The 26,785-nt window shown below is 70.7% G+C and carries 27 protein-coding genes; 12 read left to right on the top strand and 15 right to left on the bottom strand.

Annotated elements, in window-relative coordinates:
- The first annotated feature begins 2 nt into the window (after positions 1 to 2).
- Complete coding sequence (locus BLS97_RS01865; protein ID WP_090474285.1) at positions 3 to 848, top strand: SGNH/GDSL hydrolase family protein; 846 nt, start codon at positions 3 to 5, stop codon at positions 846 to 848.
- On the opposite strand, the gene BLS97_RS01860 is transcribed toward BLS97_RS01865, so the two are convergent.
- From BLS97_RS01860 to BLS97_RS01840, 5 genes are all read right to left on the bottom strand, one after another.
- Positions 835 to 2,190, bottom strand: coding sequence for a L,D-transpeptidase (locus tag BLS97_RS01860; protein WP_090474284.1), 1,356 nt, complete (start codon positions 2,188 to 2,190; stop codon positions 835 to 837). The two genes, BLS97_RS01865 and BLS97_RS01860, sit on opposite strands and share 14 nt — an antisense overlap.
- Positions 2,191 to 2,453: 263 nt before the next feature.
- Entirely contained in the window at positions 2,454 to 6,383 is a 3,930-nt protein-coding gene (locus tag BLS97_RS01855) for an FtsK/SpoIIIE domain-containing protein (RefSeq protein WP_090474283.1), read from the bottom strand.
- An 89-nt stretch (positions 6,384 to 6,472) separates the two neighbouring features.
- On the bottom strand, positions 6,473 to 7,522 hold the full coding sequence (gene rsgA, locus BLS97_RS01850) for a ribosome small subunit-dependent GTPase A (protein WP_090474282.1): 1,050 nt from the start codon (positions 7,520 to 7,522) through the stop codon (positions 6,473 to 6,475).
- Positions 7,523 to 7,592: 70 nt separating this feature from the next.
- A complete protein-coding gene (gene aroA, locus BLS97_RS01845) occupies positions 7,593 to 8,903 on the bottom strand; it encodes a 3-phosphoshikimate 1-carboxyvinyltransferase (RefSeq protein ID WP_090481068.1) in 1,311 nt (436 codons plus the stop codon).
- A gap of 48 nt (positions 8,904 to 8,951) precedes the next feature.
- Entirely contained in the window at positions 8,952 to 9,782 is an 831-nt protein-coding gene (locus tag BLS97_RS01840) for a septum formation family protein (RefSeq protein ID WP_090474281.1), read from the bottom strand.
- 124 nt (positions 9,783 to 9,906) lie between these two features.
- Here BLS97_RS01840 and BLS97_RS01835 point away from each other — a divergent pair, with 124 nt between their 5' ends.
- Positions 9,907 to 10,647, top strand: a complete 741-nt coding sequence (locus BLS97_RS01835) for an SOS response-associated peptidase (protein ID WP_090474280.1) — start codon at positions 9,907 to 9,909, stop codon at positions 10,645 to 10,647.
- 48 nt (positions 10,648 to 10,695) lie between these two features.
- On the opposite strand, the gene BLS97_RS01830 is transcribed toward BLS97_RS01835, so the two are convergent.
- Positions 10,696 to 12,084 carry an aminotransferase-like domain-containing protein gene (locus tag BLS97_RS01830; RefSeq protein WP_090474279.1) on the bottom strand — a complete coding sequence of 463 codons (1,389 nt, stop codon included), beginning with the start codon at positions 12,082 to 12,084 and terminating at the stop codon, positions 10,696 to 10,698.
- A 95-nt stretch (positions 12,085 to 12,179) separates the two neighbouring features.
- Here BLS97_RS01830 and pdxS point away from each other — a divergent pair, with 95 nt between their 5' ends.
- A complete protein-coding gene (gene pdxS / locus BLS97_RS01825) occupies positions 12,180 to 13,109 on the top strand; it encodes a pyridoxal 5'-phosphate synthase lyase subunit PdxS (RefSeq protein WP_090474278.1) in 930 nt (309 codons plus the stop codon).
- Positions 13,103 to 13,687: a pyridoxal 5'-phosphate synthase glutaminase subunit PdxT gene (gene pdxT, locus BLS97_RS01820; RefSeq protein WP_090474277.1), complete on the top strand. Its 585-nt coding sequence runs from the start codon at positions 13,103 to 13,105 to the stop codon at positions 13,685 to 13,687. The genes pdxS and pdxT overlap by 7 nt, the downstream gene beginning before the upstream one ends.
- A 1-nt stretch (position 13,688) precedes the next feature.
- Here pdxT and ybaK read toward each other — a convergent pair whose 3' ends face one another.
- Positions 13,689 to 14,168 (bottom strand): Cys-tRNA(Pro) deacylase, encoded by a 480-nt coding sequence (gene ybaK, locus BLS97_RS01815; protein ID WP_090474276.1) that lies wholly within the window; start codon positions 14,166 to 14,168, stop codon positions 13,689 to 13,691.
- A 304-nt stretch (positions 14,169 to 14,472) separates the two neighbouring features.
- On the opposite strand from ybaK, the gene BLS97_RS01810 reads away from it, so the two are divergent.
- Positions 14,473 to 15,093, top strand: coding sequence for a sigma-70 family RNA polymerase sigma factor (locus BLS97_RS01810; protein ID WP_090481065.1), 621 nt, complete (start codon positions 14,473 to 14,475; stop codon positions 15,091 to 15,093).
- 3 nt (positions 15,094 to 15,096) lie between these two features.
- On the top strand, positions 15,097 to 15,417 hold the full coding sequence (gene rsrA, locus BLS97_RS01805; RefSeq protein ID WP_090474275.1) for a mycothiol system anti-sigma-R factor: 321 nt from the start codon (positions 15,097 to 15,099) through the stop codon (positions 15,415 to 15,417).
- A gap of 116 nt (positions 15,418 to 15,533) precedes the next feature.
- Here rsrA and BLS97_RS24385 read toward each other — a convergent pair whose 3' ends face one another.
- On the bottom strand, positions 15,534 to 15,608 hold the full coding sequence (locus BLS97_RS24385; protein WP_370531406.1) for a 50S ribosomal protein bL37: 75 nt from the start codon (positions 15,606 to 15,608) through the stop codon (positions 15,534 to 15,536).
- Positions 15,609 to 15,877: 269 nt separating this feature from the next.
- Here BLS97_RS24385 and BLS97_RS01800 point away from each other — a divergent pair, with 269 nt between their 5' ends.
- Positions 15,878 to 16,093, top strand: a complete 216-nt coding sequence (locus tag BLS97_RS01800; protein ID WP_090474274.1) for a biotin/lipoyl-binding carrier protein — start codon at positions 15,878 to 15,880, stop codon at positions 16,091 to 16,093.
- The gene (locus BLS97_RS01795; RefSeq protein ID WP_090474273.1) at positions 16,090 to 17,637 is read left to right on the top strand and encodes a sensor histidine kinase; all 1,548 of its coding nucleotides are present in this window, start codon (positions 16,090 to 16,092) and stop codon (positions 17,635 to 17,637) included. Before BLS97_RS01800 ends, BLS97_RS01795 begins: the two co-directional genes overlap by 4 nt.
- Before the next feature lie 152 nt (positions 17,638 to 17,789).
- Here BLS97_RS01795 and BLS97_RS01790 read toward each other — a convergent pair whose 3' ends face one another.
- From BLS97_RS01790 to BLS97_RS01780, 3 genes are all read right to left on the bottom strand, one after another.
- A complete protein-coding gene (locus tag BLS97_RS01790) occupies positions 17,790 to 18,872 on the bottom strand; it encodes an NADH:flavin oxidoreductase/NADH oxidase (protein WP_090474272.1) in 1,083 nt (360 codons plus the stop codon).
- Positions 18,873 to 19,003: 131 nt separating this feature from the next.
- Positions 19,004 to 19,255, bottom strand: a complete 252-nt coding sequence (locus BLS97_RS01785) for a WhiB family transcriptional regulator (RefSeq protein ID WP_090474271.1) — start codon at positions 19,253 to 19,255, stop codon at positions 19,004 to 19,006.
- A 323-nt stretch (positions 19,256 to 19,578) separates the two neighbouring features.
- Complete coding sequence (locus tag BLS97_RS01780; RefSeq protein WP_090474270.1) at positions 19,579 to 20,541, bottom strand: diacylglycerol/lipid kinase family protein; 963 nt, start codon at positions 20,539 to 20,541, stop codon at positions 19,579 to 19,581.
- An 87-nt stretch (positions 20,542 to 20,628) separates the two neighbouring features.
- On the opposite strand from BLS97_RS01780, the gene BLS97_RS01775 reads away from it, so the two are divergent.
- Positions 20,629 to 21,066, top strand: a complete 438-nt coding sequence (locus BLS97_RS01775; RefSeq protein ID WP_157695115.1) for a hypothetical protein — start codon at positions 20,629 to 20,631, stop codon at positions 21,064 to 21,066.
- On the opposite strand, the gene BLS97_RS01770 is transcribed toward BLS97_RS01775, so the two are convergent.
- The 3 genes from BLS97_RS01770 to BLS97_RS01760 all read right to left on the bottom strand — a co-directional run bounded on the left by BLS97_RS01770 (position 21,023) and on the right by BLS97_RS01760 (position 22,788).
- Complete coding sequence (locus BLS97_RS01770; RefSeq protein ID WP_090474268.1) at positions 21,023 to 21,511, bottom strand: GNAT family N-acetyltransferase; 489 nt, start codon at positions 21,509 to 21,511, stop codon at positions 21,023 to 21,025. The genes BLS97_RS01775 and BLS97_RS01770 overlap by 44 nt on opposite strands.
- Positions 21,504 to 22,124 (bottom strand): histidine phosphatase family protein, encoded by a 621-nt coding sequence (locus BLS97_RS01765; protein WP_090474267.1) that lies wholly within the window; start codon positions 22,122 to 22,124, stop codon positions 21,504 to 21,506. Before BLS97_RS01765 ends, BLS97_RS01770 begins: the two co-directional genes overlap by 8 nt.
- A 67-nt stretch (positions 22,125 to 22,191) precedes the next feature.
- On the bottom strand, positions 22,192 to 22,788 hold the full coding sequence (locus tag BLS97_RS01760; protein ID WP_090474266.1) for a dTDP-4-dehydrorhamnose 3,5-epimerase family protein: 597 nt from the start codon (positions 22,786 to 22,788) through the stop codon (positions 22,192 to 22,194).
- A 131-nt stretch (positions 22,789 to 22,919) separates the two neighbouring features.
- Here BLS97_RS01760 and BLS97_RS01755 point away from each other — a divergent pair, with 131 nt between their 5' ends.
- Positions 22,920 to 23,222: a 4a-hydroxytetrahydrobiopterin dehydratase gene (locus tag BLS97_RS01755; protein ID WP_090474265.1), complete on the top strand. Its 303-nt coding sequence runs from the start codon at positions 22,920 to 22,922 to the stop codon at positions 23,220 to 23,222.
- Positions 23,223 to 23,401: 179 nt separating this feature from the next.
- Positions 23,402 to 24,262, top strand: coding sequence for an AAA family ATPase (locus BLS97_RS01750; RefSeq protein ID WP_157695114.1), 861 nt, complete (start codon positions 23,402 to 23,404; stop codon positions 24,260 to 24,262).
- A gap of 11 nt (positions 24,263 to 24,273) precedes the next feature.
- Here the strand turns inward: BLS97_RS01750 and BLS97_RS01745 are convergent, their stop codons facing one another.
- Complete coding sequence (locus BLS97_RS01745; protein ID WP_231988306.1) at positions 24,274 to 25,086, bottom strand: IclR family transcriptional regulator; 813 nt, start codon at positions 25,084 to 25,086, stop codon at positions 24,274 to 24,276.
- A gap of 73 nt (positions 25,087 to 25,159) precedes the next feature.
- On the opposite strand from BLS97_RS01745, the gene hutH reads away from it, so the two are divergent.
- Entirely contained in the window at positions 25,160 to 26,731 is a 1,572-nt protein-coding gene (gene hutH, locus BLS97_RS01740) for a histidine ammonia-lyase (RefSeq protein WP_231988305.1), read from the top strand.
- The last annotated feature ends 54 nt before the right edge of the window (positions 26,732 to 26,785 follow it).

Raw genomic sequence — 26,785 nt, 5'->3', positions numbered from 1 at the left:
CCATGTCGGATTTCGCCTCGCCCCGCACATTCGATCGCTACGTCGCCATCGGCGACAGCTTCACCGAGGGGGTGGGCGACGAGCCGCTCGACGGGGCTCCCCGGGGCTGGGCCGATCTGGTGGCCGGCGTGCTGTCGCAGGACTGGATCGCGCGCGATCCGGCCGGTGAGCGCACCGGTTACGCGAATCTCGCCATCCGCGGCCAGCTGTTGGGACCCATCATCGACGAGCAACTGGACCCGGCCCTGGCCCTGCGGCCTGACCTGGTCACCTTCGCCGGCGGCGGCAACGACATGCTCCGACCGAGAGCGGTGCTGCCCGCACTCCTGCGCCTGGTCGACCTCACCGTCGCTCGCCTGACCGACTCCGGCGCCACGGTGGTCATCTTCACCGGTGCCGATCCGTGTGACGGACTGCCGTTCGGCGCCCGCATCCGGGCCACCGGTGACAAGCTCTCGGCCGGGGTCCGAAGGATCGCCGAGAAGCGTGGCGCAGTGCTGGTCGACCTCTGGCCCCTGACCGAACTCCGCGACCCGCGGTACTGGGCGGTCGACCGGCTCCACCTGAACGCGATCGGTCACCAACAGGTGGCCGCCCGGGTGCTCGACAAGCTGCGCGTCGAACGGCCCGCGGAATGGTCGGCGCCGGTGGGGACGCCGGAGCGGCGGGCGCGGACCGCCCGGGACGAGCTGGACTTCTACTGGGAGTACGTCGGGCCGTGGGTCCGCCGTCGGCTCACCGGTACGTCGTCCGGCGACCACCGGCCGCCGAAGCGGCCGGTGCTGGCCCCCCTCGAGCCAGCCTCGCCAGCTGTCGGGATCCACCGGGCCGAGATCACTGGGACTTGACCGCGAGGTTCTTCCACTGACTCCACGAGTAGGTCCAGTCGAACAGGTCACCGTCGGATGCGGACAGGTCGATGGTCGTTCCGGTCACCTCCACCGGGTCGCCGATCAGTGCGGATTGGAAGTAGGCCTTGGCGTCGGCCAGGGAGAGGTTGACGCAGCCGTGGGAGACGTTGGTGTTGCCCTGGTCGCTGACCGTGTTCGGGTTGGCGTGGATGAACTCGCCGTTGTCGCTGATCCGCACGGCCCAGTGTTCGAGCACGTTGGTGTACCCGTACTTCGGGTTGCTCATCAGCTTCGTCACGTTCATGTCGTTGACCACGTGGATGCCGGAGCGGGTGATCTTGTCCGGGGTGTCGCCCTTTCCGTAGGAGGCCGCGTACTTCGCCACCTCCTTGTTGTCCTGGTAGACGTACAGGTAGTGCGAGTTCACGTCGGCCTTCACCACCTGGTTGCGACCGATGGTGAAGTCACTGGTCACGTCGCTGGAGCCGTACGCGCCGGGGCCGAACTTCAGTCCGTAGACGTTCGCCTCCACGTGCACCTTGGTGTTCTCCGGCCAGTAGTCCTCGGTGCGGAAGTCGAGTGCCCAACGGCCGTCGTCGTGCTGGATCCAGACCCAGGCACCGGAGACCTTGGGTGTGGTCGTGATCGTGACGTACTTGGCGATGTTGTCGCCGTCGGCCGGCTTGACGCCGAAGGAGACGATGACGGACGTCGCGACGCCGACCGTCTTCCCGTCACCGGGGCTGATCGTGGTGCGCACCTTCGTCGCCGGGGTGACCGTCGTGAAAGTGCCCGTGATCGGGACGGACTTACCGTCGGTGCCGGTCGCCGAGCCGGTGGCCGTGTAGGTCTTGCCGTAGCCGAGGACCTCACCGAGGGTCCACGTGCTGCCGTCGGCCGAGATGGCGCCCTTGACGACCACTCCGGTCGGGTTGACCAGCTTCAGCGAGGTGATCTTGCCCTTGGCCACGGTGATCTTCAAGGGGTCCGACGGGCTCATGGTCTTGGTACCGAACGCCGGGCTGGCCGACACTGCGGCCACCGGTAGCGCGATGGCGCTGGAGGCGGCGGCCGAACTCGCCGGGGCCGAGGCGACGGGGCGGCCCGAGGCAACGGCACCGCCGGACGCCGCCGGACCCGACGCCGGAGCGCCGGTGGCGGCCGGGATGGTCACGGAGGTCGATCCCGGGGCGCCCCCTACGGTGGAGCTCACCGTCACGGTCTGGACGCCGGCCGATCCGGCCGCTGAGGTGCAGGCGGCCGCGGCCAATCCGACTGCTGCCAGCAGAGCCACGAGCCCCACGTTCCGTCCGGCGAAGCCGCGTCTGACCACATGCATGTGAACCATCCAATTCCTGCTTGTTCTGCTGTGACGTGAGACACCGCCGGGCGAACCGGCGGTGGTGCCGGCACCACCGGCGCGCCCGGTGAGGACGCAGCGGACCCGGGTCGGGTTGCCCGCGGCGGCGCGCACGCTCCGGTCGGCCTCGCCGAGGCGAGGCCGACCGGATCATCGGTCTGCGCCCCATGGTGCCGGGATCTTGGTGAACCCCCTGTGTGTGCGGTTCGGAGCCGGACGTTGCTCACCGGGTCCGGAGCCGTTCAGAGCGGGTGTCCGGCGAGCTGCAGCGGGACGGCTCGCCCCTGTCGGACGAGGTAGCCCCGACCGGCCGGCGGTTGCCCCTGCCGTCGCGGCAGGGTGACGTCGAACAGGGTGCCATCTGCGGAATCGGGATGCAGCAGGATGCCGGTCCGGAATGCCGCGATCTCGGCGATCGGACCCCGGTGGGACCGCAGGGCCCGCTCAAGGCGGGCCGCGGCGGCCAGGTACTGCCCCGGCCCGGCGACTGTGACGAATCGCTCGAACAGGGCCAGGGCGTCGTCGGGCCAGTCGGGGCGGTCCAGATCATCCGCGACCAGCAGGATCGGCCCGTCGTGGTCGAGCAGCAGGCGGTGCAACGGGCCGGCTCCCGGCCCCAGGATGATGTCCTCGACGCCCGGCAGCCCGGGCGCCGGGCGCACCGTGGCCCGGACGACGCGCACACCGGCCGCCGCCGCGCCGACGGCCAGTCGAGCCAGGGCGGTACTGACCCCGCTTCGGCGCGGACCGGCCACCAGCAGCCCTCCGCCCGGTCCGGTCAGGTCGATCACCTGCACCGAACCGTCGTCATCGCCCACGCCCAGCGGGACCGCGTCGGCCCTCGGGTCGGGGAGCTGGGACGCCGTCACGATCACGGGCAATGCCCGGACGACGGGCGCGCCGTGCCCGACCGGATCCGATGACGGTGCGCCCGGCGGACCGTGCGCGACCTGGATCTCGGCTCCGAGCAGGCGTCCCCGGCCCGGGGGAGCGCCACATGGATCGTTCCGCGCGTCGACGCCGAGCCGGATGACGGTGGTGAACGCCCCGGCCGTCCGATGGTGCTCCATCCGCAGGTCACCGGAGACGGCCACCCGCATCCCGGCCGACGGTCCACCTCCGGCCAGATCGGTCACCGTGCTCGTCGAGCCTCCGTAGTCCAGTCCGTCGAGCGGGCCGGCCATGGCGTCCCAGCCGTCGATCAGTAGCAGGAGCGGGGAGCCGGTTCCGTCGACCCTGGCCCGCCGAACGACGCGCAGCCGGTCGATCAGCCGATGCACCAGCACCGGGTCGTGGCCGTCGAGGTAGGTGCGGGTGCTCGGCCAATCGGCCAGCTCGCGGAGCCCACCCGACGGGTCGACGACGACCAGTTCGGCGCCGTCCGTCGCGGCGCACCAGGCCAGCCGCCGCAGCGTCGAACTCCGGCCCGACCCGGGTCGGCCCAGGACAAGGGTGGAACCGGCGGGCGCGCCAATCTCGGTCTGCCGTTGTTCATCGGGTACGTCGCGCAGGGCCAGGACGGCCTCGCCGTCCGGTCGGTAGTCGTCCGGCAGGGGCGGCAACCAGGGCGTGTCGGGTCGGCCCCGCCCGACCGCCGCCCCGGTCACCACCTCGATGACCTCGTCGAGGATGGTCGGGCCGACGGTGACGGCCTCGGCCGGCTCCAGGTCATCACGCACCCGGACCTGCTCACGCCGGATCCCGGTCGCCCGGGCGACCTGGAACAACGTCGTCCGGCCCTTCGCCCGGCGCAGGTACGCCCGTCCTGGGGCCCACGGCGGCAGCTGCGCGGCCTCGGGCGAGTCGATGACGTCGAGCGAATCGGCATCGTCGGTCACCCGTAGGCAGATGCGCAGGCCGATGTTCGCTTTCATGGCCGGACTCAGCACGCCGGCCGGCCGCTGGGTCGCCAGCACCAGGTGCAGCCCGAGCGAGCGTCCTCGCTGCGCGACGTCGAGCAGGCCGGCCAGGAACTCGGGCCGTTCGGCGCCGAGCGTGGCGTACTCGTCGACCACCACGACCAGGGACGGCGGGCAACCATCTGGCCGGTCGACGCGTAGCCCGGCCAGGTCGGCTGCTCCGGAATCGGCCAGCAGCCGTTCGCGGCGGCGTACCTCGGCTCGCAGGCTGGTCAACGCGCGAGCGGCCTCGGCCTGGTCCAGATCGGTCACCACACCGGTGGTGTGGGGTAGGTCGGCCAGTCGGCCGAAGGCAGCGCCGCCCTTGTAGTCGATCAGCAGGAATGCGGTCCGGTCGGGCGGCGCCGCGCAGGCCAGGCCGGCCACCAGGGTCTGAAGGAGTTCGGACTTGCCCGACCCGGTGGTCCCCGCGATGAGTACGTGCGGTCCGTCGCGTTCCAGGTCGATCTCGACCGTCCCCGCGGCGCCCGTGCCGAGCCCGACCGTCAGGGAAGGGGCAACCCACCGTCGTGCCGTGCCCGCTCGAACCCCGGCGGTGCCGAACAGGTCGGACAGCCAGACCTCGTCGGGCAGGCCGGCACCGGGTCGATCGGGATCGATCAGCGGAGTCAGGGCGGCGACCACTCGTTCCAGGTGAGCGCGCGAGACACCCACGGTCTCGGCCGCCAGATGGTGCGAGCCGGCCCGCACCCTGATCTGCCCGTCCCCGACCACCGCCACGGCTGTGCATTCCACCGGTAGCGCCTCGGCGGCCGTGGCGATGCAGATCGCCGCGACCGAGCCGGGGCCGGGACGTGGCGTGGCCACCTCGGTCAGCCCGGACGCAGCGGTGGCCGGTCGTGCGGCCCCGATCAGCAGCTCGTTCATCCGCGGCGTCCGTCGCCATCGGTGGGCGTCGTCCAGCACCACCACGGTGGTCGCCTCCCGGGCGATCGACAGGATCCGGGCCACCCCGGCCGTGGCCCGCACGCGGTCGGCGTGCAGCTCGACGTGCGGAAGGTCCCGTAGCCGGCGCAGTTCGGGGTCGTCGGTGAACAGGTGGATCCGCAGGTCGGCCGGTGAGTGCAGGACCAGGAGCTGGCTCAGCAGATGCCGGACCAGCCCCCGGCAGGCGCCGGCTATCCCCAGGACGCCGATGGCGGCCAGGTCGAGCGTGAGCGGGACCTCGGCCACGAGTGGTGCGTCCTCGGCCGGGATTCGACCCTTGCGCTCACCGATCCCGACGGCCAGGCGCAGGAAATCGGGATTGCCCGGCCGGCGTTCCCACAACCGCACGCCGGCCGAGGCGGCCCGTCGGCCCAGGGTGGCTGGATCCGGGTAGCGGTCCCATGCGTCGAGGCGGTCGGCCGCCAGCGCGGCCCCGACCCGGACCCTGTGGTCGGAGACCGCCCGCAGGTGTTCCCGGCTGGCGCGCCGGAAGCCGCGCCGGCCGCTGAGCCGGTCCGACACCGCGGTGGCCAGCATCATCGCCGGGCCCAAGGCGGCCAGCAGGAGAAACGTCCACAATCCGGTGACCAGCGCGATGACCACCCCCACCCCGGCGCCGAACAAGGCGGCGAGGACGGGGATCGGGCGGCGGCCACGCGTGGGCGGTGGTCCGGGGGGAGGGGGAACGTCGCATCGGAATTCCGGGGCGACCCGGGCCGGGCGGGCGACGGCCAGATGTCCCGCCCCGTCCGGGGACAGGAGCAGCGACGGTTCGGCGGCCAGGCCGCTGCGCAGGATGCTGGCGCCGAGCCGGATCAACCCGTGGACCGGCACCGGCCGGCCCGGCCCGGCCCGCGGACGAGCCTCACCGTCGACCCTGACGCCGTTGCTCGACTCGAGGTCGGTGACCAGCAGAACCCCGGCGGCCAGCTCGACCCGGGCGTGCCGGCGCGACAGTTCGGGATCGTCCAGAGTCAGGTCGCAATCCGGATGACGCCCGACGACGATCGGCCGGTCCGGCATCGGGATCGACGGGCCGGCGTCCGGCCCGGCCACGCACGAGAGCTGGACCGGCCCGACCGCGGTGGCTTCGACGTCCGGCCGCGTCGACAACACCCGGCCGGCCAGCAACGGGGCCCGGCCCAGAACCCACGAATCGTCGACCACTCCGTGCCCGAGGTGCAGCGTGCTGTCGGCGGGCAGGCCCGCCCGGCGCCGGATCGCGGGAAGTACCTGGCCGAGCGACGTGGGGCCGGCCAGGTCGATCAACAGGTCGGTGTCGGCGTCGTCGGTACGGACGGTGAGCGGCAGGACGAACGGGGTCATGCGGCCAGTGTCGGGACCGGCGGTGAGCGTCCGCCAGCGACGGAGCGGCTTTGTGGAAGGACCTGCCCCCTGTGGACAACCGGGTGGGGTCAGACCGAACCGTCGGCGTCCTCCGGTTCGGTGGCGCCCGCTCGCGAGGCCAGCAGGCGGCGGAAGGAGGCCAGCCGACCGGGGCGGGCACCACCCGCCGCGACGAACGGATCCAGCGCGCACCCGATGTCCGGGCCGGAATGATCACAGCCGGGTGGGCAGTCGACGGTGGCCGGCAGCAGGTCGTCGAACGTCTCCAGCAGGTCGTCCGCCGTGACGTGGGCCAGGCCGAAGGACCGGACTCCGGGCGTGTCGATGACCCAGCCTCCGTCGGGCAGGGCAAGGGCGATGGCCGAGACCGACGTGTGCCGACCCTTGCCGACACCGGTCACCGTGCCGGTGGCCCGCAGGGCGTCCGGCACCAGCTCGTTGACCAGCGTCGACTTGCCCACCCCGGAGTGTCCGACCAGCACCGACACCAGCCCGTCGAGCCGGTCGCGCACTTGCTGCACCCCGTCCGGGTCGATCGCCCGCTCGTTCGGACTCCGCCGGGTGACGATGATCGGCAGGTCGAGGTCCTGGTACGCGGCGAGCAGGGGAGCGGGATCGGCCAGGTCGGCCTTGGTGAGCACCAGGACGGGATCGAGGTTGCCGGTGTACGCCGCGACCAGACACCGGTCGATGAATCCGGTACGCGGTGTCGGGTCGGCCAGGGCGGTGACGATGACCAGCTGGTCGGCATTGGCCACGATGACCCGCTCGGCCAGGTCGGTGTCGTCGGCCGATCGCCGGAGCACGCTGCGTCGTTCGGCGATGCGGACGATCCGGGCCAGGGTGTCCGGGGCGCCCGAGATGTCGCCCACGATGTCGACCCGATCACCCACGGCGACCGCGCGGCGCCCGAGTTCACGGGCCCGCATCGCGGTGATCGTCCTGACCTTCTTCGTGCCTTCGGCGACCAGGCACTGATAGCGCCCTCGGTCGACCGTGATGACCATGCCCGAGGTCGAATCGTCGTGGGCGGGACGGGTCTTGGTGCGTGGACGGGAGCGGCGGGAGGGACGCACGTGCACGTCGTCGTTGTCCCAGCGGTCGCCGAGGGTGCTCATGCCGACGGCTCGTCGCACGGACGCAGTCGGCAGACCCGTTCCCGGTGGCTCTCGTACCGCGCCGCGATGCTCACCCGTTGTCCGTCGCGGCGGTACCGGCCAACATGTCGGCCCACATCCGGTCGAAGCCGGGCAGGGTCTTGGCGGTGGTCCCGATGTCGTCGACCACCAGCCCGGGTACCCGGAGCCCGACGATCGCCCCGGCGGTGGCCATCCGGTGGTCGGCCCAGGCGCCCCACAGACCGCCGGTCAACGGACGGGGGCGGATGACGACACCGTCGTCGGTCTCGTCGGCGTCGCCGCCGATGGCCCGGATGTTCGCGACGATGGCGCCCAGCCGGTCGGTCTCGTGGCCCCGCAGGTGACCGATGCCGCGCAACCGGGTCGGGCCGTCGGCGAACAGGGCCACGGCGGCGATCGTCGGAGTCAGCTCCCCGACGTCGTGCAGGTCGAGGTCGACGCCGGTCAGGGTGCCGGTGCCGGTGACGGTGAGGGTGCCGTCGGTGAGGTCAACGGCCGCGCCCAGCAGAGACAGGATCCAGCGGATGGCGTCACCGGGTTGGGTGGTGCTTGCCGGCCAGTCCGGGATCCGCACCGACCCGCCGGCGACGGCCGCGGCGGCCAGGAAAGGGGTGGCGTTGGACAGGTCGGGCTCCACCGTTCGGTTCCACGGTGAAATCGGACCGGGCTCGACCCGCCAGGTGTTGGCCCCGCTGTCGTCCACCCCGACCCCGACTTCGCGCAGCATGTCGACCGTCATCTCGATGTGGGGCATGGACGGCACCGGTTTCCCGGTGTGGACCAGGGTGAGGCCGTCCCGGTAACTCGCTCCGGACAGCATCAGACCGGAGACGAACTGGGATGACGCGGACGCGTCGATCCTGACCGTCCCTCCGCGCAGGGACCCGTGACCGTGGACGACGAAGGGCAGTGCATCGCCGTCGATGTCGGCCCCCAGGTCTCGGAGGGCGTTGAGGATGGTCGCCATCGGCCGGAGCCGCGCGTACTCGTCGCCGTCCACCCGGACGTCGCCGACCGCGTTGACCGCCAGGGGCGGGAAGAACCGCATGACGGTGCCGGCCAGTCCGGTGTCGATGACGGCCGGCCCCCGCAGCGGGGCCGGCGTGACCAGCCACGATCTCGGACCCTGGTCGATCCGCACTCCCAACGCGGTCAGCGCGGCGGCCATCAGGTCGGTGTCCCGGCTGCGGAGCGGAGCGGTGATCCTCGACGGCCCGGTGGCCTGCGCGGCCAGGATCAACGCTCGATTGGTCAGTGATTTCGATCCGGGGACGGCGACCGTCGCGTCCACTGGTCGGGACGCGGTCGGGGCAGGCCAGCTGGTGCTCGTGGTGGGACTCACCGGATCATTTTCGCCCATCATCGGGCCGGGATGCGCCGCGTGGCGCGGGTGGCGGTCGTTCCCGTCCTACTGCAGCGGGAGCGGCCGGCTGCCGTGGTTGATCAGGGTCGCCGTCAGGTAGCGACTGGACGTGGTGGTCACCCAGCACTGGGACGCGCCGCCCTGGACCCGGGACAGCACCGCCAGCTGACCGTTGAACGTCGGGTCGGAGGTTCCGATGACCTTCGCGACCAGGGCCCGGCAGTTCCCGTCACCGCCGGCAGACTTGCCGTAGCTGCTGGTCAGCTGTTCGGCATGGTGCGGCTCGCGGCAGGAGATGCGTGTCTCGCCCGGCCCGTCAGCGCAGTTCGCGAACGCGTCCGGCGGCGTCCGGAAGCTGGCGTTCTGGGCGGTGCCGTCGTAGCTGATCGGGTAGTCGAGGACGCCCGGCATCAACTCGCAGGCGTACCACCGCTGCCCGAGCCGCCACTCCAGTTCACCGGGAATCGTGAGCCGGGTGAAGAAGGAGACCTGGATGCGGGGGACGGTGTTCTTGGTGCCCCACCCGAGGAACTTGGCCGCCGCCTGGTCGCACTGCTCGCTGAGCGGACCACTGGTGAACGCGGCGTCGGCCACGGTCGGGCGCACCGGGTAGTCCACGGGGTCGATACGACCGACCGCGATCACCTCGGCACTGTGGGCCCGGGTGCACGCGACCACGGGAACCACGTCGACGATCGTGTTGAGTTCCTGTGGCGTGTTCAGCGGCCCCAGGCAGTTGCCGATCTCCAGCGGCGGATTGACGTGTAAGGCCGGCGCGGCCGAACCGGTCAGGCGGCGGCCGAGCACACCCGGGACGGTGATGACGGCGACGGCCATCAACGCGATGAGCACCGCCCCGACGAACCGCTTGTCCACCGCGTCTCCCTGCCCGGCTCACGTGCGGCGATGCACGCAATGTTGGACCGCACCGGTTCACTATGAACCGTCCCGCTCCGCTTTCGACAGGGTCCGCCGAATTGTTCTGCTGCACAATCACTACATGTGTGGTCGCTACGCGAACTCAGCCAACACGGCCGGCCTGTACGGGGCCTTCGACGTCGAGGAAGTGATCGGAGACGACCTCGAGCCGTCCTGGAACATCGCCCCGACCGACGAGATCCGCGCGATTCTCGAACGCCGACCGCGGGGCGACGAGGAGGCCCCGCCCGTCCGTCAACTGCGGACCGTGCGATGGGGGCTGGTGCCCAGCTGGTCGAAGGACAAGAAGGGCGCGGCGCGGCTGATCAACGCCCGCCGGGAGACGGTCACCCAGAAGCCGGCGTTCAAGAAGGCCGCCGGCCGACGCCGCTGCCTGCTGCCGGCCGACGGCTACTACGAGTGGCAGAAGGCCCCGGACGGCAAGGTGCCCTACTTCCTGCACGACGCGCACGGCGACCAACTGGCGTTCGCCGGCCTGTACGAGTTGTGGCCCGACCCGACACTGCCCGACGACGACCCGGCGAAGTGGTTCTGGAGCGCGACGGTGATCACCCAACAGGCCACCGACACCCTGGGCGAGATCCACGACCGCTGCCCGGTTCTGGTGCCGCCGAACCTGCGGGACGCCTGGCTGGACTGCTCGTCCGGTGATCCGGCGGTCGCCGCCAAGCTGCTCGAGACCATGCCGGAGCCGGTTCTGGAGCCGCGACTGGTGTCCTCGGAGGTCAACAGCGTGAAGAACGACGGCCCCCAACTCATCGAGCCCGTCGCCGCCACCCCACCTGACCTCCGGCTGCTCTGACCGACCCGTCGGTGCGGGCCACCCGCTCCGCCCCACGGGCGCCGAGATTCACGCCTGGACCGCAGCTCGGGCCGCGCCGAGGCGGGCCACCGCGTCGGGCAGCTGGTGCTCGGTGAGGTTGGCGAAGGAGAGTCGGAGGTGACCGGACGGGTGGTCGCCGATCGAGTAGTCGCGGCCCGGCCCGACGGCCAGGCCCTGCTCACGAGCCGCGCGGACCAGTGCGTCCTCGTCCAGCCCGGCCGGTAGCTCCAGCCAGATGCTCAGGCCTCCCCGCGGGGGCACGAACGTGAAGTCCGGCAGGGCCGACCGGAGTTCGGCCGTCAACCGGTTGACCCGCGCCCCGAGGGCCGCCGCGGTGCGGCGAACGTGACCGGCCCAGGCGGTGGACGTGACGACGTCGATCGCCGCGTGCTGCAGCGGCCCGGACACGAAGAAGTCGTCCACCATTCGCAGCGCGGCCAGACGGGCCGCCACCTGGCCGCGGGCGGCGATGGCCCCGATCCGGAGGCCGGGCGCACCCGCCTTGGTGAGCGAGCAGACGGTGATGACGTGACCGTTGGGGTCGTCGCGGATCAATGGCGGGGGGATCGGGTCGCCGTGTCCCAGCCATCGGGCCCAGTCGTCCTCGACCACGAAGAGGCCGTGCCTGGCCGCAACGTCCAGCACCTTCCGGCGCCGCTCGGCCGAGAGCACGTTGCCGTCCGGGTTCGCGAACGTCGGCTGCAGGTACAGGACCCGGGCCTGAGTGCGTTCCAGCGCCCGTTCCAGCAGGTCGGGGCGCAGGCCGTCTTCGTCGCCGGGTACCGGGACGGCGACCTGCCCGGCGCTGCGGGCGATGGCCAACGCACCGGGATAGGTGGGTGTGGCGAACAGGATGGACTCGCCGGCCGGAACGATGGCCCGGAAGATCGTCGACAGCGCCGACTGGGTCCCCGGCGTCACGATGATGTTGTCGGGGCTGACGCCGATCTGCTGGCCGAACCACGACCGGAGGGAGGGGAGGCCCAGGACCGGCGGCGGATCCCATACCCCGGGACGGCGGGCGGCGCGGGCCAGCGCGGCCGACAACGGCAGGTCACCGCCGAGATCGGAACTGGGATAGCCGACGGCCATCGGCAGCAGATCCGGTTCACCCGTCCGCAGGGCCAGGTCCAGCCCGGTGGTGTCGACCGGGCTGGCCTGCAGGGTGACGTCCTGCCACCGGGTGTCGCTCGGCTCCGGTTCGCGCCGGGCAGCGACGAAGGTGCCCGCACCGGGCCGGGTGACCACCACGCCGTCCTGCACCAACCGGTCGAGGGCCTGCTGGATCGTCGTCGCGCTCACCGCGAACTCGCGGATCAGCGCCCGGCTGCCCGGCAGCCGCGCACCCGGGCCGGCGGCCTGCGCCCGCGCCGCCAGGATCCGGGCCACGCGCCCGGCACTGCTATCACCCGACATATTCAGGAGAGTAGCGCCAGGAGGCACCGTCATCGGCGGTCGGGCGTCAGCTGGGAATTCAGTGCCCGCGTCGCCGTGGACTGCTATCGTCAAATATGACAGCAGAAGATAGCGCTACGCCAACAGTCGCTCCAGCGTTACCCCGTCGGACCGGAACCGACCGGGTCAAACGCGGTCTGGCCGAGATGCTCCGGGGCGGCGTCATCATGGACGTGGTCACGGCCGACCAGGCGCGGCTCGCCGAGGACGCCGGGGCCGTTGCGGTGATGGCCCTGGAACGGGTGCCGGCCGATATCCGGGCCCAGGGCGGCGTCTCCCGGATGAGCGACCCGGACATGATCGACTCGATCATCGCGGCGGTCAGCATCCCGGTGATGGCCAAGGCCCGGATCGGGCACTTCGTCGAGGCCCAGGTGTTGCAGTCCCTCGGCGTCGACTACATCGACGAATCGGAGGTCCTGACCCCGGCCGACTACACCCACCACATCGACAAATGGCAGTTCACGGTGCCGTTCGTCTGCGGTGCGACCAACCTCGGAGAGGCTTTGCGCCGGATCACCGAGGGCGCCGCCATGATCCGCTCCAAGGGCGAGGCGGGCACCGGTGACGTGTCGAACGCGACCACCCACATGCGAACGATCCTCGGGGAGATCCGCCGGCTGACCACGTTGCCCGCCGACGAGCTCTACGCCGCGGCCAAGGAGTTGCAGGCGCCGCACGAACTGGTGGAGCAGGTGGCCACCACCGGCCACCTGCCGGTGGTCCTGTTCACCGCCGGAGGCATCGCCACCCCGGCCGACGCGGCCATGATGATGCAGCTCGGAGCCCAGGGTGTGTTCGTCGGTTCGGGGATCTTCAAGTCGGGCAACCCCGCCCAGCGGGCGGCGGCGATCGTGGCCGCGACGACGTTCTTCGACGATCCGGAGGTCATCGCCAAGGTGTCCCGCGGGCTGGGCGAGGCGATGGTCGGTATCAACGTCGATGACCTGCCGGTCGCTCACCGGCTGGCCGACCGGGGCTGGTGACGGGGGTGCCGGTGATCGGGCTGCTCGCCGTCCAGGGCGGGGTGGCCGAGCACGAACGGCACCTGGAACGCCTGGGCGCGGCCGTCCGGCGTGTGCGCCGCCCCGGGGAGCTCGACGGAATCGACGGGATCGTCCTGCCCGGTGGCGAATCGTCGGCCATGCGCCGGCTGCTGACCACCGTCGGACTCTGGGAGCCCCTGCGGGAACGGGTCAGGAGCGGCCTCCCGGCCTTCGGGACCTGCGCCGGCATGATCCTGCTGTCCGGCGGTGACGACGCCGATCCGGGGCTGGGCGGCGTGGACATCCGCGTGCAGCGCAACGCCTTCGGTTCGCAGGCCGCGTCGTTCGAGTCCGAACTCGACGTCGACGGCGTCGAGGGGGGACCGATGCGCGGGGTCTTCATCCGGGCTCCGCTGGTCCGGTCCTGCGGGGTGGGCGTACAGGTGCTGGCGCGGGTGGGCGACCGGCCGGTGGCGGCCCGTCAGGGTGCTGTGTTGGTGACGGCCTTCCACCCCGAACTGACCGGCGACCTTCGCATGCACCGTCTCTTTCTGGCCGGTGTCAGCGGATCGGTCTGAGCTACGCGCCGGCGATCGGTGCCATCACTCCCCGGCACACCGCGACCAGGTCGGCCGCGGCGATCTCGACCTGCAGACCCCGGCGGCCGGCGCTGACGAAGATGGTCGGGAAGTCCCCGGCCGACGAGTCCACGATCGTCCTGAGCGGTCTGCGCTGGCCGATCGGGGAGATCCCGCCGGCGACGTACCCGCTGGACCGCTCGGCCTCGGCGACGGCGGCCATGACGGCACGCTTGCCTCCCGCGGCCGAGGCGAGCGCCTTCAGATCAAGGTGGGCCGAGACCGGAACTACGCCGACCACCAGTGCGCCGTCGACGCTCGCGACCAGCGTCTTGAACACCCGGGCCGGGTCCTGACCCAGCGCCGCCACCACTTCGTCACCGTAGGCGGTGGTCCTGGGGTCGTGTTCGTAGGGGCGGACGGTATGGGCGATCTTCGCCTTGATCAGCGCGGCGATCGCGGGGGTGGGGGCTCCGGCCATCGCAGCACAGTAGCGTCCCGCCCGGGCGTCGCCATCTCCGGCGGTCGGCGGAATAGGCCGACGTCAACCGGTGTTCCTCCCACTGGAAGAGAGGTGGCCGATGGTGCTGTCAGCGATTGCGGAACGTCAGGTGACGAGCGGGGTCGGCCTGGGCGATCTGAGCAGCAGGATCATCGTCCTGCCCACGTCCGGCGTACCCTGCAACACCAGTGGAGTCGAGGGCTCCGACGTCCGCGGGACGGACGAAACGGCAGGGACGAGGGCGTTGGTGGCGACAGACATCGAGTTGGAAGCGGGCGGCGGCATGGCCGGCGAACCGGCGGCTCCGGCCGCCATCAGCGAGCGTGAGCTCTCCGACCGGTTCACCGAGCAGGCGATGCCGTTGCTGGACCAGTTGTACGCCGCGGCCATGCGGATGACGCGGAATCCGTCCGACGCCGAGGACCTGGTGCAGGAGACATACCTCAAGGCATTCGGGGCGTTCAAGTCGTTCGCGCAGGGCACCAATCTGCGGGCCTGGCTCTACCGGATCCTGACCAACACCTACATCAACGGCTACCGCAAGAAGCAGCGCCAGCCGCAGGTGTCGCCGACCGAGGAGATCACCGACTGGCAGTTGGCGGCGGTCGAGTCGCACACCTCCACCGGGCTCCGATCGGCCGAGATGGACGCTCTGGACCGGCTGCCCGACACGGACGTCAAGCATGCGCTGCAAGAACTTCCCGAGGATTTCCGGCTGGCCGTCTACCTGGCCGACGTGGAGGGTTTCGCGTACAAGGAGATCGCCGAGATCATGGGAACGCCGTTGGGCACCGTGATGTCCCGGCTGCACCGCGGACGGCGGCAGTTGCGCGAACTGCTCACCGATTACGCAACCGAGCGCGGGTTCCTGCGCAATTCTTCGAGCACTCTGAATGAGGTGTGAGCGATGGCTTCCGACGGATCCGGCGACGTCGAATGTGCGAGCGTCCTGAAGGACGTCTGGCTGTTCCTCGATGACGAGATGAATCAGGAGAACCGGGCTGCGGTCGAGGCGCACCTGGACGGGTGCGAGCCGTGCCTGGAGGAGGCGAACCTCGATCAGAAGCTGAAGGCGTTGCTGCACAGCAAGTGTGGCGGGGATCGAGCTCCGGCCGAGCTGCGGGCCAAGTTGGTCGCCCGCCTCCACGAGGTGACCGTGACCAGCGTCGGCCGCGATGGGCTCGAGCAGATCTCGATGCGTACCGTCGAGACCGAGACCACCATCTAAAGCGAACCAGCAAAGCCGACGGGCCCCGTCGGTGAGCTCCCGTACGGCCCTCCTTGCGTGAGGAAGGCACTGCGGGGGATCACCGACGGGGCCCGTCGGCACAACTGGGGGAAAGGTCAGGCGTTGGGACGGTTCCCGTGGTTGGCGCCGTTCTTCTTCCGGGACTTCCGCTTACGACCACGCTTGCTCATGGTGACTCCAATGTTGAGGTCTGCTCTGCTGCCGCCGGACCGGGTTGGTGCAGCGATGTGCCCATTTTGCCATGTCGACGGGGCGCCTCCGGCCAGCGCAGCCTGACCCGGCCGCCCGGCTCCGGCCGACGCGCTGGTCGAGTGCGGCTGCGGACCGGGAACGCCGGGACGGCGTGAAAGGATGACGGCAGTCCCTGGGGGTGTCGTGCGGCCGGTGCCACGCGGTAGATGCCCCAGGGTGGGCGGATTAGTGAGTGGAAGGAACGCCGATGGCGGAGGAAGTTCGCGCCGAGATGGTCGCCAACGTCTGGAAGGTGCTGGTCGCGGTGGGTGACGCGGTCGTCGACGGCGACACCTTGGTCATCCTGGAGTCCATGAAGATGGAGATCCCGGTGATCGCCGAGGTCGACGGGGTGATCGCGATCCTGGGCGTCGCCGAGGGTCAGGTCGTCCAGGAGGGCGACTTGATCGCCGAGATCTCCTGAGCACTCTCTCCGACCTGCTGGCCGAGCACACCGCTCTGCCAGGGGCATCGGTTGCGCACCTGCAGGGCCTGGTCTCGGAATGGCAGCTGCTGGCCGACCTGTCGTTCTCCGACTTGTTGCTCTGGGTGCCGACTGACACGGCCACCCCGGACGACCTGGCCCATGGGCCGGGGTGGATCTGCGTGGCGCAGGTGCGGCCGACGACCGGCGCAACGGCCCACCTGGACGACATGGTCACGGTGCGGGCCGATCCCGGTGAGTCCGAGTTGCTGCAGGACGGCTGGGACCAGGCCGACATCGTCTCCGAATCGGAGTTGGGCGAACTCGACGCTGCGGGGGTGCCGCTGCGCCCGGCCCGCGAGCCCCGGAGCCGGACCCACCGCCGCGAGGTGGTTCCGGTCCGGCACCACGAGGTGATCGTGGCGGTCGTCACCCGCGACACGGGCCGCCTGGTCGGGCGTGAGGCCAGCATGCTGGAGACGGCCTACGTCGACGCGGCCGAGGACCTCTTCCGGATGGTCACCGACGGCACCTTCCCGCCGGCCGCCCAGACCGGCGAGATCCACACCGGCCCGCGCGCCGGTGACGGGCTGCTCCGGCTGGACGCCGACGGTCGGGTCGTCTACGTCAGCCCGAACGCGGTCTCGGCCTACCACCGGATGAACCTCACCGGTCCCGTCATGGGTGGCGACCTGGCCACGTTGACCCGCAAGCTGATCGCCGACCCGTTCGACGCCGCCGAGCTGGCCGCCCGGATCTCCGGTGCCGTGCAGGGCCGGAGCAGCCTGCGGATGGAGGTCGAGGTGCGGGCGGCGACGGTCCTGTTCCGCGCGTTGCCGCTGCGGCCCCGAGGTCGGCCGTCCGGGGCTCTGGTGCTCGTCAGGGACGTGACCGAGGTCCGCCGCCGCGACCGAGCGCTGCTGAGCAAGGACGCCACCATCCGGGAGATCCACCATCGGGTGAAGAACAACCTGCAGACCGTGGCCGCTCTGCTGCGCCTCCAGGCTCGCCGCTCCAAGGAGGGAGCCGTCAAGCACGCGCTCTCCGAATCGGTCCGACGCGTGTCCTCGATCGCCCTCGTGCACGACACCCTGTCGCTCTCGCCCGATGACCGGGTGGATCTGGACCAGATCGTCGACAAGCTGGTGCCCATCGTGGCCGAGGTGGCTTCGGCGGAGACCAGGGCCAGGGTCAAGCGGATCGGCAGTTTCGGCATCATCGGGGCCGAACTGGCCACCCCGTTGGTGATGGTGCTGGCCGAGGTGGTGCAGAACGCGCTCGAGCACGGCTACCGCGAGCCGCGCACCGATGCCGAGGTGGTGATCGGCGTGGACCGCTCGGCCCGCAGCCTGGACATCAGGGTGGTCGACAACGGGATCGGCCTGCCCACCGGCTTCTCGCTCGAGAAGGGGGCGGGCCTGGGCCTGCAGATCGTCCGCACGCTGGTCGACGCCGAACTCCTGGGTTCCATCGGCATGCGCCGGCGAGATGACGCGCCGGGCACCGAGGTGCTCATCCGCATCCCGCTGCGGGGCCGCACGTAGTTCCGCGCATACGGAACTGCCCGGCGCATACAGAACGGCCGGTTTCGAGGCTGAAAAGGCCTGAAACCGGCCGTTCTGTATGCGCCGGGCCGGAACGTATGCGCCGAGCCGGAATGTGTGGGCTCGGGCCAGCCGGGCGGATCAGGCGACGACTAGCGCCAGGCGCCTCGTTCGTACTGCGGACGGTAAGGGGCCTTGTCGGTGGGCAAGCCGAGTTCGTGCGCGGCGCGCAGCGGCCAGCCCGGTTCGCGCAGGGCAGCGCGGGCCAGCAGGACGGCGTCGGCGCTGCCGTCGGTCAGGATGCGTTCGGCCTGCGCCGGCTCGGTGATCAGGCCGACCGCCCCGGTGGGTAGGCCGGTGGCTGACCGCACGGCGGCGGCCAGCGGGACCTGGTACCCGGGCCCGACCGGGATGTCGGCCTTGGCCACGTTGCCACCGCTGGAGACGTCGACGAAGTCGGCGCCAAGGCGCCCGACCAGTTCGGCGGCCAGCTTGGTCTCGGCGAGCGACCATCCGCCGTCGGTCCAGTCGGTTCCGGAGAAGCGGACGAACACCGGCTTGTCGGCCGGCCAGGACGCCCGCACGGCGGTCACCACCTCCGACAGCAACCGGCTGCGGCCGGCGAAGTCGCCGCCGTAGCCGTCGGTCCGCTGGTTGGACAGCGGGGACAGGAACTGGTGCAACAGGTAACCGTGCGCGGCGTGGATCTCCACCACGTCGAAACCGGCCTGGTCGGCCCGCCGGGCCGCCGCTCCGAAATCGGCGACGACCTTGGCGATCGCCTCGACGCTCATGGCCTGCGGCGGTGCGTACCCGTCGAACGCGAGAGCGCTCGGCCCGACCGTCGTCCACCCGCCGTCGGACTCGGGTACCGACCCGGACTTCCCGGCGAACGGCGAGTAGGTCGATGCCTTTCGTCCCGCATGGGCCAACTGGATACCGGTCACCGTGCCCTGCGCGTGCAGGAAGGCGTTGATGCGCGTCCAGGCCTCGGTCTGGACGTCGTTCCAGATACCCGCGTCCTGCGGAGAGATGCGCCCCTCCGGGCTCACCGCCGATGCCTCGGTGAGGATCAGACCGAACCCGCCGATGGCGTGCGAGCCGAGATGGACCAGATGCCAGTCCCCGGGGACCCCGTCCTGGTCCTGGCAGCTGTACTGGCACATGGGCGCGAGGAAGATGCGGTTGGCGAAGGTGACGCTCCGCAGGGTCAAGGGCTCGAAGAGAAGGCTCATGCCTCATGCAGCAAATTGCCGGGGGCGGACATTCCACGCGCGTCGCTGCGGCTCGGAGCGCCGCGTCCGGTGCCCGCAGACAGCAGAACGCCCCGACGCTGGTTCGCGTCGGGGCGTTCGGACCGATATCTCTACAGGCTGCGGGCGCGGGCCCTGGCCCGGCGACGCTTGAGCGCGCGACGCTCGTCCTCGCTCATGGCACCCCAGACGCCGGCATCCTGGCCGGTCTCCAGAGCCCAGGCGAGGCACTCACTCGTGACGGGGCAGCGCTGGCAGACGGCCTTGGCTTCGGCGATCTGCAGGAGCGCTGGTCCGGAGTTCCCGACCGGGAAGAACAGCTCCGGATCTTCGTCGCGGCAGATTGCGCGGTGGCGCCAGTCCATCTTGTGACCACTCCTTCGTGTAGGCGGCCCGAGGTGGGTCACCAGGTTAGTGCGGGACAAAGCAGAAGAACGTGACAGCTCGTCAGTCTGGCTAACGATCCATCCGATGCGAGAGTTCCCAGAACTGGATTTCTGGCAATCGGGTGATCGGGTGTATTGGGGCCCCCGACGTCTGACTCAATAGTTTCATGTGACACGGGGATGTCAAGAGTTCGTGACGGCGAGGTTACGTAGCTCACGTTTCGGTTACGACCTGGCCTGCTCCCTCACCATGATGCCTGATCGGAACGATTCAGACCAGGGGTTTCCCTGTCAACCCCCTGTTAAGACCCGGACATTTCGTCGTGGAGACGGACGGGCGCGCCGGTGAGGACCCGTAAGGCTCCGGGGACCGATGTGAACGTGGCTCCGGTCCGCAGACCCAGATAGTCGCCGTCCACTTGCAGGGCCACGGGCTCGGAACAGGAGACTGTGATGGAATTCACGTCATCTTTCCGGAGAAGATGACGCGATGACGGATCGCCATCGGTCCGCAGCAGCTGGCTGGACACCCGCAACACCGTCGGAAGGCGCAGGCTGGTCAGAGCGAAGACGCCGAGACCCCGATCGGCTGACGTTCCGGGGTTGGTGCGGACCGCGCGGCCTTCGAAGTAGGTCCACGGGTCGACGTTCGACACGAAGACCAGGTGGGCCGGGGTGGGGGCCGGGACGCCGTCGATGGTCAGGGTCAGCCGGGGATGACGACGGTCGGTCCTGAAATACTCGCTGATCGCCTTGCGGACGTGCAGGGCGTTCGAGATTGCCCGACCGGTGGCCCGCCGGCTCTCCACCGCCGCGACCACCTCGGCGTCCAGACCCATCCCGGCGTTGAACGTGAAGTACCGATCGTCGACCCGCCCGAGGGAGATGGTGCGCGGGTGCTGCCGGACGATCAGGGCCTCCAGGATCTGTTCGGTGGCCAGCACCGGGTCCTGGTCGATGCCCATCGCGCGTGCGAAGACATTCGTCGAGCCGCCCGGCACGACGGCGATCATCGGGGCATCGCGACCGGCGCCGGCGGTCATGATGCCGTTGACGACCTCGTTCACCGTGCCGTCGCCGCCGTGCACCACGATCAGTTCGGCCCCCCCGGACACGGCCTTGGCGGCCAGTTCGGCCGCGTGGCCGCGGTGATCGGTCTGGGCCACCACCAACCTGACCTCGGCCGCAAGGGCGTGCGCGAGCAGATCGCGACGGCGTTCAGTGGTCGCGGTCGCGTGTGGGTTGACGATCATCATGGCGCGCATATCGTCGGGCAGCCTACGTGTTGGCCGATCGATCGCGGCGCGATCGGCGCGCCCCGGAGAGTGTGACGCCGCCGGTAATCTGGGCCGGTGAGCCAGCCTTCGCCTTCGGGCCCCGTCGTCATCCCGCCTCCCCGATCCGTGGCGGCGGCCGGGGCGTTGGTCATTGCCGAGGCATTGGGCCTGGTCGTGTTGGCCGGCGTGATCGTCGCCTCTGGCCTGCGGCACTCCGCGGCCGTTGGTCAGTTGCTCGCCCAGGGCGCCTACTACGTGATCCTGGCCGCCGGGATGGTGTCCTGCGGGCTGGCGCTGCTCCGGGGCCGACGGTGGGGACGGACGCCCGCCCTCGTCGTGCAGATCGTGCTGGCCGCGGTCGGCTACTGGATGGCCGTCCCGAGTGGTCGGCTGTTGCTGGGACTGGCGCTGATCGGGGTGGCCGTCGTCACCGGCGGCCTGCTGCTGACCCGCGCGGCCAACGTGTGGGTCAGCCGATTCCCTTCCCTGTTCGGGCCAGATCCGGACCGGTGAGCCGGAACACCGTCCATCCGTCCATCCCGGTCGCGCCCAATGATTCGTAGAAGGCGATGGACGGGGCGTTCCAGTCCAGCACCGACCACTCGACCCGGGCATAGCCGTTCGCCACGGCGATCTCGGCCAGGTTGACCAGGAGCGCCTTGCCCAGTCCGGTGCCGCGCCGGTCGGGCTGGACGTACAGGTCCTCCAGGTAGATCCCGTGCACGCCCTCCCAGGTCGAGTAGTTCAGGAAGTGCAGGGTGTAGCCGACGATCTCGCCGCCGGCTTCGGCCACGTGCCCGAACACGGCCGGCGCCGGGCCGAACAGCGAGGTGTGCAGCAGTTCGGCGGTCAGGTGGCACTGCTCGACCAGCTTCTCGTACTCCGCCAGTTCGTAGACCAGCTCGACGATCTTGTCGACATCGGCCGGGGTGGCCGGGCGGATCCGGGGATCAGGCATCGGAGGCCTCGCTCGACTGGTCGACAGTGGTGTGGAACGGAACGACGTTGGCGTGCTCGATGCAGGGCAGGTCGTGATAGGTGCCCAGGACGGTGACGGCGGCCGGATCCATCAGCAGCATGCGGCCCTCGGTGATGGCCAGACCGACCCAGCGCACGGCCAGTACCCGGGACATGTGCCCGTGGCAGACCAGTGCGACGTCGCCGCCGGCCAGCGCGGTCCGGGCCGCGGCCAGCACGCGATCGGCTCGGTCGGACACCTCCTGCGGAGTTTCACCGCCCGGCGCGCCGTCGGTGAAGATCGCCCAACCGGGGCGTTCGACGTGAATCTGGCGGCTGGTGATGCCCTCGTAGTCGCCGTAGTTCCACTCGGCCAGGTCATCCATGACGGCATCGATCTGCAGGCCGGCCAGCTCAGCGGTGCGTCGCGCCCGCAGCCGGGGACTGCTCCACACGGTCGCCGGCGTCAGCCGCAGTCCGGACAACAGGGACGGAATGGTCCGGGCCTGTCGGACCCCCTCGCCCGTGAGGTCGAGGTCGGTCACCGACGTGTGCTGCCCGCTGGCGCTCCATGTCGTCTGGCCATGCCGGATCAAGGCGATTCTGGACGCCATCTGCGGTTCCTGTTCTGTGCCGGTCGAGTCGTCAGCGGATCGAACCGCCGTTGGCGGAGGTGGGCCGTCAGGCCAGGGTGGCCACGTAGGCCTGGCAGGCGTCCCAGGTGGGCAGGAGACCGCCGGCCACCGCCTCGGTCAGCGTGGGTGCGGCTTGGTCCTTGTCCGACAACGTGAATTCGACATCGGTCGGTAGGGGGAGGCCCAACGCCGGGTCGAGCGGGTTGATCGCGTGCTCGCGACCGGGGGCGTACCCGGTCGAGCAGAGATAGCTGAGCGTCGACCCGTCCTCAAGGGCCAGAAACCCGTGGCCGAGACCCTCGGACAGGTAGACCGCGCGGCGGTCGACCGTGTCCAACCGGACAGCGTCGACGGCGCCGAAGGTGGGCGAGCCGACCCGCAGATCGATGATGTAGTCGATGACGGCCCCGGCCGCGCAGGTGACGTACTTCGCCTGGCCCGGCGGCACGTCGGCGTAGTGGATGCCGCGCAGGCTCCCGGCCTTGGACACCGACATGTTGGCCTGGGCCAGTTCCAGGCGGTGGCCGGCCGCATCGCGGAGTTTGTCGACCTTGAACCACTCCAGGAACAGGCCGCGTTCGTCGCCGTGCTGGACAGGTGTGAATTCGAAGGCCCCGGGGACGGCGAGTTCTCTTACCTGCATGATCGGTAACCCTATCGTGGCCGCGGAGGCGACGATTGCTCGCCCGTCGGACGACGCCGAGGTAGGTATCGCCGGTCCATCCCGGCCGTCCGGCTCTTGACCGCCGGCCCGCGCGGGGTGACCGTGACGACATGACGCAACGACTGGACGAGACCCAGATCAACCGCGAACTCGCTGCCCTCCCGGCCTGGAGCCGGGTCGGCGACGAGATCCAGGCGAATTTCACCGCTCCCGACTTCATCGGCGCCTTGGCGTTCGTCAACTCGATCGCCGCCCTGGCCGAGGCGGCCGGACACCATCCGGACATCGACATCCGGTACAACGTCGTGTCCCTGGCCCTGACCACCCACGACGCGAAGGGCCTCACCCACAAGGACTTCGCGTTGGCCAAACAGATCGACATCGCCGCGGCCGGGATCGTCGACGCTGGCTGAGCGGTCGATATTCGTGCGCGATCGTCGGTGCCGGAGGCTACCTTCGACCACAGCCATCGAGGGGCGATTCAAGGGGGCTGAAGTGACGGACGGGAAGACCACGGACGACCGGGCGTCGGAATCGGAGCGGCGGTGTTTCTCTCACCTTCGCTGACCTGCCGGGCACCGAGCGGTCGGCCGTGGTGCTTCCCGACGTCGTGCTCGGCCGGATCGAACGGCACGCACTCGGCGTGGCCGAGTACCGCTCGGAGCTGCTGGCCGCCGGGCAGCACCTCAAACGTGGCCTGCTGCTGTACGGCCCGCCGGGTACGGGCAAGACCCACACCACCCGCTATCTGGTCGGGCAGATGGCCGGCTACACCCGGTTGCTGGTCACCGGCCGGGCATTGCACGCGGTGGGTTCGGTGGCGGAGTTGGCCCGTTCGCTGGAGCCGGCCGTCATGGTGCTGGAGGACGTCGACCTGGTTGCCGAGGACCGCACCCACAGCCCGGGGCCGAGTCCGGTGCTGTTCGACCTGCTGGATGCGATGGACGGCGCGGCGCCCGACGCCGATCTGCTGTTCCTGCTGACCACCAATCGGGCCGACCTGCTGGAGCCGGCGCTGGCGGCCCGGCCCGGTCGGGTCGACGTTGCGGTGGAGGTCGACCTTCCGGATGCCGAGGCCCGCGGCCGATTGCTCGCCCTGTACGGACGATCGGTACCACTCGAGCTGTCCGCCGCGGAAGTCGAAGCGGTGGTGGCCCGCAGCGAGGGAGTGACGGCCTCGTTCCTCAAGGAGCTGCTCCGTCGGGCGGTGCTCGAATCGCTCCGGGATCGGTCGCCGCTGACCACCGTCACCGCGGCCCACGTCGGCCTTGCCCTTGACGATCTGTTGGACAGCACCCAACGGGTCACCCGGAGCCTGCTCGGGGTCGGCAACGACCAGGAAACTCTCCCGCCCGGTGGCGGCCTGGGAATTCCGCCGGGCGGCGCCACCGGTTGGGCCGGAACGATGAGCGGAGCGATCGTTCGTCACGCCGGCCTGCGCCCGCGCGGGTAACGCGCCGGGCGTCATCGCATTCGGCCGCCGATCGCTGCCGTCAGGGCGCCGACGGCCTGCTGGACCGGCTCCACCAGATGCTCGAACGAGCAGTCCGGATGACGGGAGGCGGCGGGGCAGGAGTGGGCCACCGTGATGCCGATGGCCGCGATCGGCATCGCGTTGTGGTCGAACACGGCCGCGGCGACCGATGCCGCGCCCGGGGTGATCTGGCCGTCCTCGTCGGCCCAACCGCGGCGGCGTACCTCGATCAGGGCCGATCGCAGTTCGGGCAGGTTGGCCGGGCCCCGCCCGGTCCGGTCCACGAACGCCCCGGCGTCCGGTAGCAGGGCCCTGACCTGCCGCGCCGGAAGATTCGCGAGAATCGACAGCCCGGTCGCGGTGAGCGCGGCCGGCAGCCGGATCCCGACGTCGGTGACGAGAGTGACCGTGGTGCCCGGGGGTTTCTCCTTGACCAGGTACAGGGTCTGTGCCCCGTGCAGCACCCCGAGGTGGGCGGTGGCCCTGGTCACCGCAGCCAGCCGGAGCAGGATCGGCCGGCCGAGCCGCTCCAGCGGTTCCGTCCGCAGGTAGGCGCTGCCGATCTCGAACGCCCCGACGCCGAGGCCCCACCGTCGTTCGGCGGGGAGGTGCACGGCGAAACCGGCCGCGGCGAGCTCGGTGAGCAGCTCGTAGGTGGTCGATCGGGGAAGTCCGAGATCGCGAGCGATCGCACCGGCCGACACCGGCGACGGCCGGCTGGCCAGCAATCGGAGCACGGCCAACCCCCGGCGCAGGGCCGGGGCCGGGCCGGAGGGATCGGCGTTCGTGACGGGGGGCAGCACTTGTCCGGTATACCGGACAGCAACCATCTTGGCGCCCTCGCGCCGGTGCGTGGTGCAGGCATCCAATGAAGGCGTGAATCTCACCTCCGCCGTCCTGCCGACCCCCAGCGCCCTCGAACCGGTCGAAATCGGGGTCGGACCGATGACGCCGGCGGAGTTCCTGGACGTGACCCGCGGTCGCCGCGCGGTCGTCATCGCCGCCGACGCGCTGGCCGAGATGACGATCACCCGGAACGTCATCGACGCCCTGGCCGGTGACACGGTCCCGCACTACGGGATCTCCACCGGCTTCGGAGCCCTCGCGACGAAGCACATCTCCGTCGACCGGCGGGCCGCCCTGCAGACGTCGCTGATCCGGTCGCACGCGGCCGGAAGCGGCCCGGCGGTCGAGATCGAGGTGGTCCGCGGCCTGATGCTGTTGCGCCTGTCCACCCTGTGCACCGGACGCACCGGCATCCGGCCGGCCACCGCCCAGGCCTACGCCGGGATGCTCAACGCCGGCATCACGCCGGTCGTCCCGGAGTACGGGTCCCTCGGGTGTTCCGGCGACCTGGCCCCGTTGGCCGCCGCGGCCCTGGCGCTGATCGGCGAGGGCACCGTGAACGACGCATCGGGTGCCGAGGTGGCTGCCCTGGCCGCGCTGACCGCAGCCGGGCTCACCCCCGTGGTACTGGCCGAGAAGGAGGGTCTGGCCCTGATCAACGGCACCGACGGGATGCTCGGGATGCTGTTGATGGCGCTGGCCGACATCAACGAACTGCTCGACGTCGCCGACATCTCGGCGGCGATGTCGGTCGAGGCGCTGCTGGGCACCGACCGGGTGTTCGCCTCGGCCCTGCACGCCCTCCGCCCTCAGCTGGGACAGGGCATCTCGGCCGCCCGGATGGCCGCCGCCCTGGCCGGCTCGCCGATCGTGGCGTCCCATGCCGGTCCGGAGGACACCCGGGTGCAGGATGCCTACTCCCTGCGCTGCACGCCGGCCGTGCACGGCACGGCCCGGGACACTGCCGCGCACGCCGCCCTGATCGCCGACCGCGAGCTGGCCAGCGCCATCGACAATCCGGTGGTGCTGCCCGACGGGAGCGTTCAGTCCAACGGCAACTTCCACGGCGCCCCGCTCGCCGCCGTGCTCGACTTCCTGGCCATCTCGGTGGCCGACGTGGCCAACATCGCCGAACGCCGCACCGACCGAATGCTGGACGCCAACCGCAGCCACGGTCTGCCCCCGTTCTTGGCCTACGAGGTCGGCGTCGACTCCGGACACATGATCGCCCAGTACACCCAGGCCGGGATCGTCGCCGAACTCAAGCGGCTGGCCGTCCCGGCGTCGGTCGACTCGATCCCGTCGTCGGCCATGCAGGAGGATCACGTGTCCCTCGGCTGGCACGCCGGCCGCAAGTTGCGGCGGGCGGTCGACGGGCTGCGCCGGGTACTGGCCGTCGAGATCCTGACCGCGGCCCGTGCCCTGGACTTCCGGGCACCACTGGCCCCGGGGCCCGTCACCGGAGCCGTCCATGACCTGGTCCGCACCGTGGTCGACGGCCCCGGGCCGGACCGTCATCTCGGGCCGGAGATCGACGCCGTGGTCGGACTGCTCGACTCGCATGCCGTGACCAGCACCGTCCAGCCCCTTTTGCCCGGGTAGTCCCTCCGAGCCGTCCGACCCGACTGAATCCAGCCCAGGCCGCCCAGCAGCCGA

It is taken from the genome of Nakamurella panacisegetis, from assembly GCF_900104535.1.
In the GTDB taxonomy this organism is placed as follows: Bacteria; Actinomycetota; Actinomycetes; order Mycobacteriales; family Nakamurellaceae; genus Nakamurella; species Nakamurella panacisegetis.
Note: the sequence above shows the minus strand (reverse complement) of the source record. Positions and strands in the feature narration are given on the sequence as shown.

What these genes read in the sequence shown, in the direction of transcription:
- BLS97_RS01865 (WP_090474285.1), top strand. Translation starts at nt 3, where the DNA reads ATGTCGGATTTCGCCTCGCCCCGCACATTCGATCGCTACGTCGCCATC.
- BLS97_RS01860 (WP_090474284.1), bottom strand. Translation starts at nt 2,190, where the DNA reads ATGCATGTGGTCAGACGCGGCTTCGCCGGACGGAACGTGGGGCTCGTG.
- BLS97_RS01855 (WP_090474283.1), bottom strand. Translation starts at nt 6,383, where the DNA reads ATGACCCCGTTCGTCCTGCCGCTCACCGTCCGTACCGACGACGCCGAC.
- rsgA (WP_090474282.1), bottom strand. Translation starts at nt 7,522, where the DNA reads ATGAGCACCCTCGGCGACCGCTGGGACAACGACGACGTGCACGTGCGT.
- aroA (WP_090481068.1), bottom strand. Translation starts at nt 8,903, where the DNA reads ATGGGCGAAAATGATCCGGTGAGTCCCACCACGAGCACCAGCTGGCCT.
- BLS97_RS01835 (WP_090474280.1), top strand. Translation starts at nt 9,907, where the DNA reads ATGTGTGGTCGCTACGCGAACTCAGCCAACACGGCCGGCCTGTACGGG.
- BLS97_RS01830 (WP_090474279.1), bottom strand. Translation starts at nt 12,084, where the DNA reads ATGTCGGGTGATAGCAGTGCCGGGCGCGTGGCCCGGATCCTGGCGGCG.
- pdxS (WP_090474278.1), top strand. Translation starts at nt 12,180, where the DNA reads ATGACAGCAGAAGATAGCGCTACGCCAACAGTCGCTCCAGCGTTACCC.
- ybaK (WP_090474276.1), bottom strand. Translation starts at nt 14,168, where the DNA reads ATGGCCGGAGCCCCCACCCCCGCGATCGCCGCGCTGATCAAGGCGAAG.
- BLS97_RS01810 (WP_090481065.1), top strand. Translation starts at nt 14,473, where the DNA reads ATGGCCGGCGAACCGGCGGCTCCGGCCGCCATCAGCGAGCGTGAGCTC.
- rsrA (WP_090474275.1), top strand. Translation starts at nt 15,097, where the DNA reads ATGGCTTCCGACGGATCCGGCGACGTCGAATGTGCGAGCGTCCTGAAG.
- BLS97_RS01800 (WP_090474274.1), top strand. Translation starts at nt 15,878, where the DNA reads ATGGCGGAGGAAGTTCGCGCCGAGATGGTCGCCAACGTCTGGAAGGTG.
- BLS97_RS01790 (WP_090474272.1), bottom strand. Translation starts at nt 18,872, where the DNA reads ATGAGCCTTCTCTTCGAGCCCTTGACCCTGCGGAGCGTCACCTTCGCC.
- BLS97_RS01785 (WP_090474271.1), bottom strand. Translation starts at nt 19,255, where the DNA reads ATGGACTGGCGCCACCGCGCAATCTGCCGCGACGAAGATCCGGAGCTG.
- BLS97_RS01780 (WP_090474270.1), bottom strand. Translation starts at nt 20,541, where the DNA reads ATGCGCGCCATGATGATCGTCAACCCACACGCGACCGCGACCACTGAA.
- BLS97_RS01770 (WP_090474268.1), bottom strand. Translation starts at nt 21,511, where the DNA reads ATGCCTGATCCCCGGATCCGCCCGGCCACCCCGGCCGATGTCGACAAG.
- BLS97_RS01765 (WP_090474267.1), bottom strand. Translation starts at nt 22,124, where the DNA reads ATGGCGTCCAGAATCGCCTTGATCCGGCATGGCCAGACGACATGGAGC.
- BLS97_RS01760 (WP_090474266.1), bottom strand. Translation starts at nt 22,788, where the DNA reads ATGCAGGTAAGAGAACTCGCCGTCCCCGGGGCCTTCGAATTCACACCT.
- BLS97_RS01755 (WP_090474265.1), top strand. Translation starts at nt 22,920, where the DNA reads ATGACGCAACGACTGGACGAGACCCAGATCAACCGCGAACTCGCTGCC.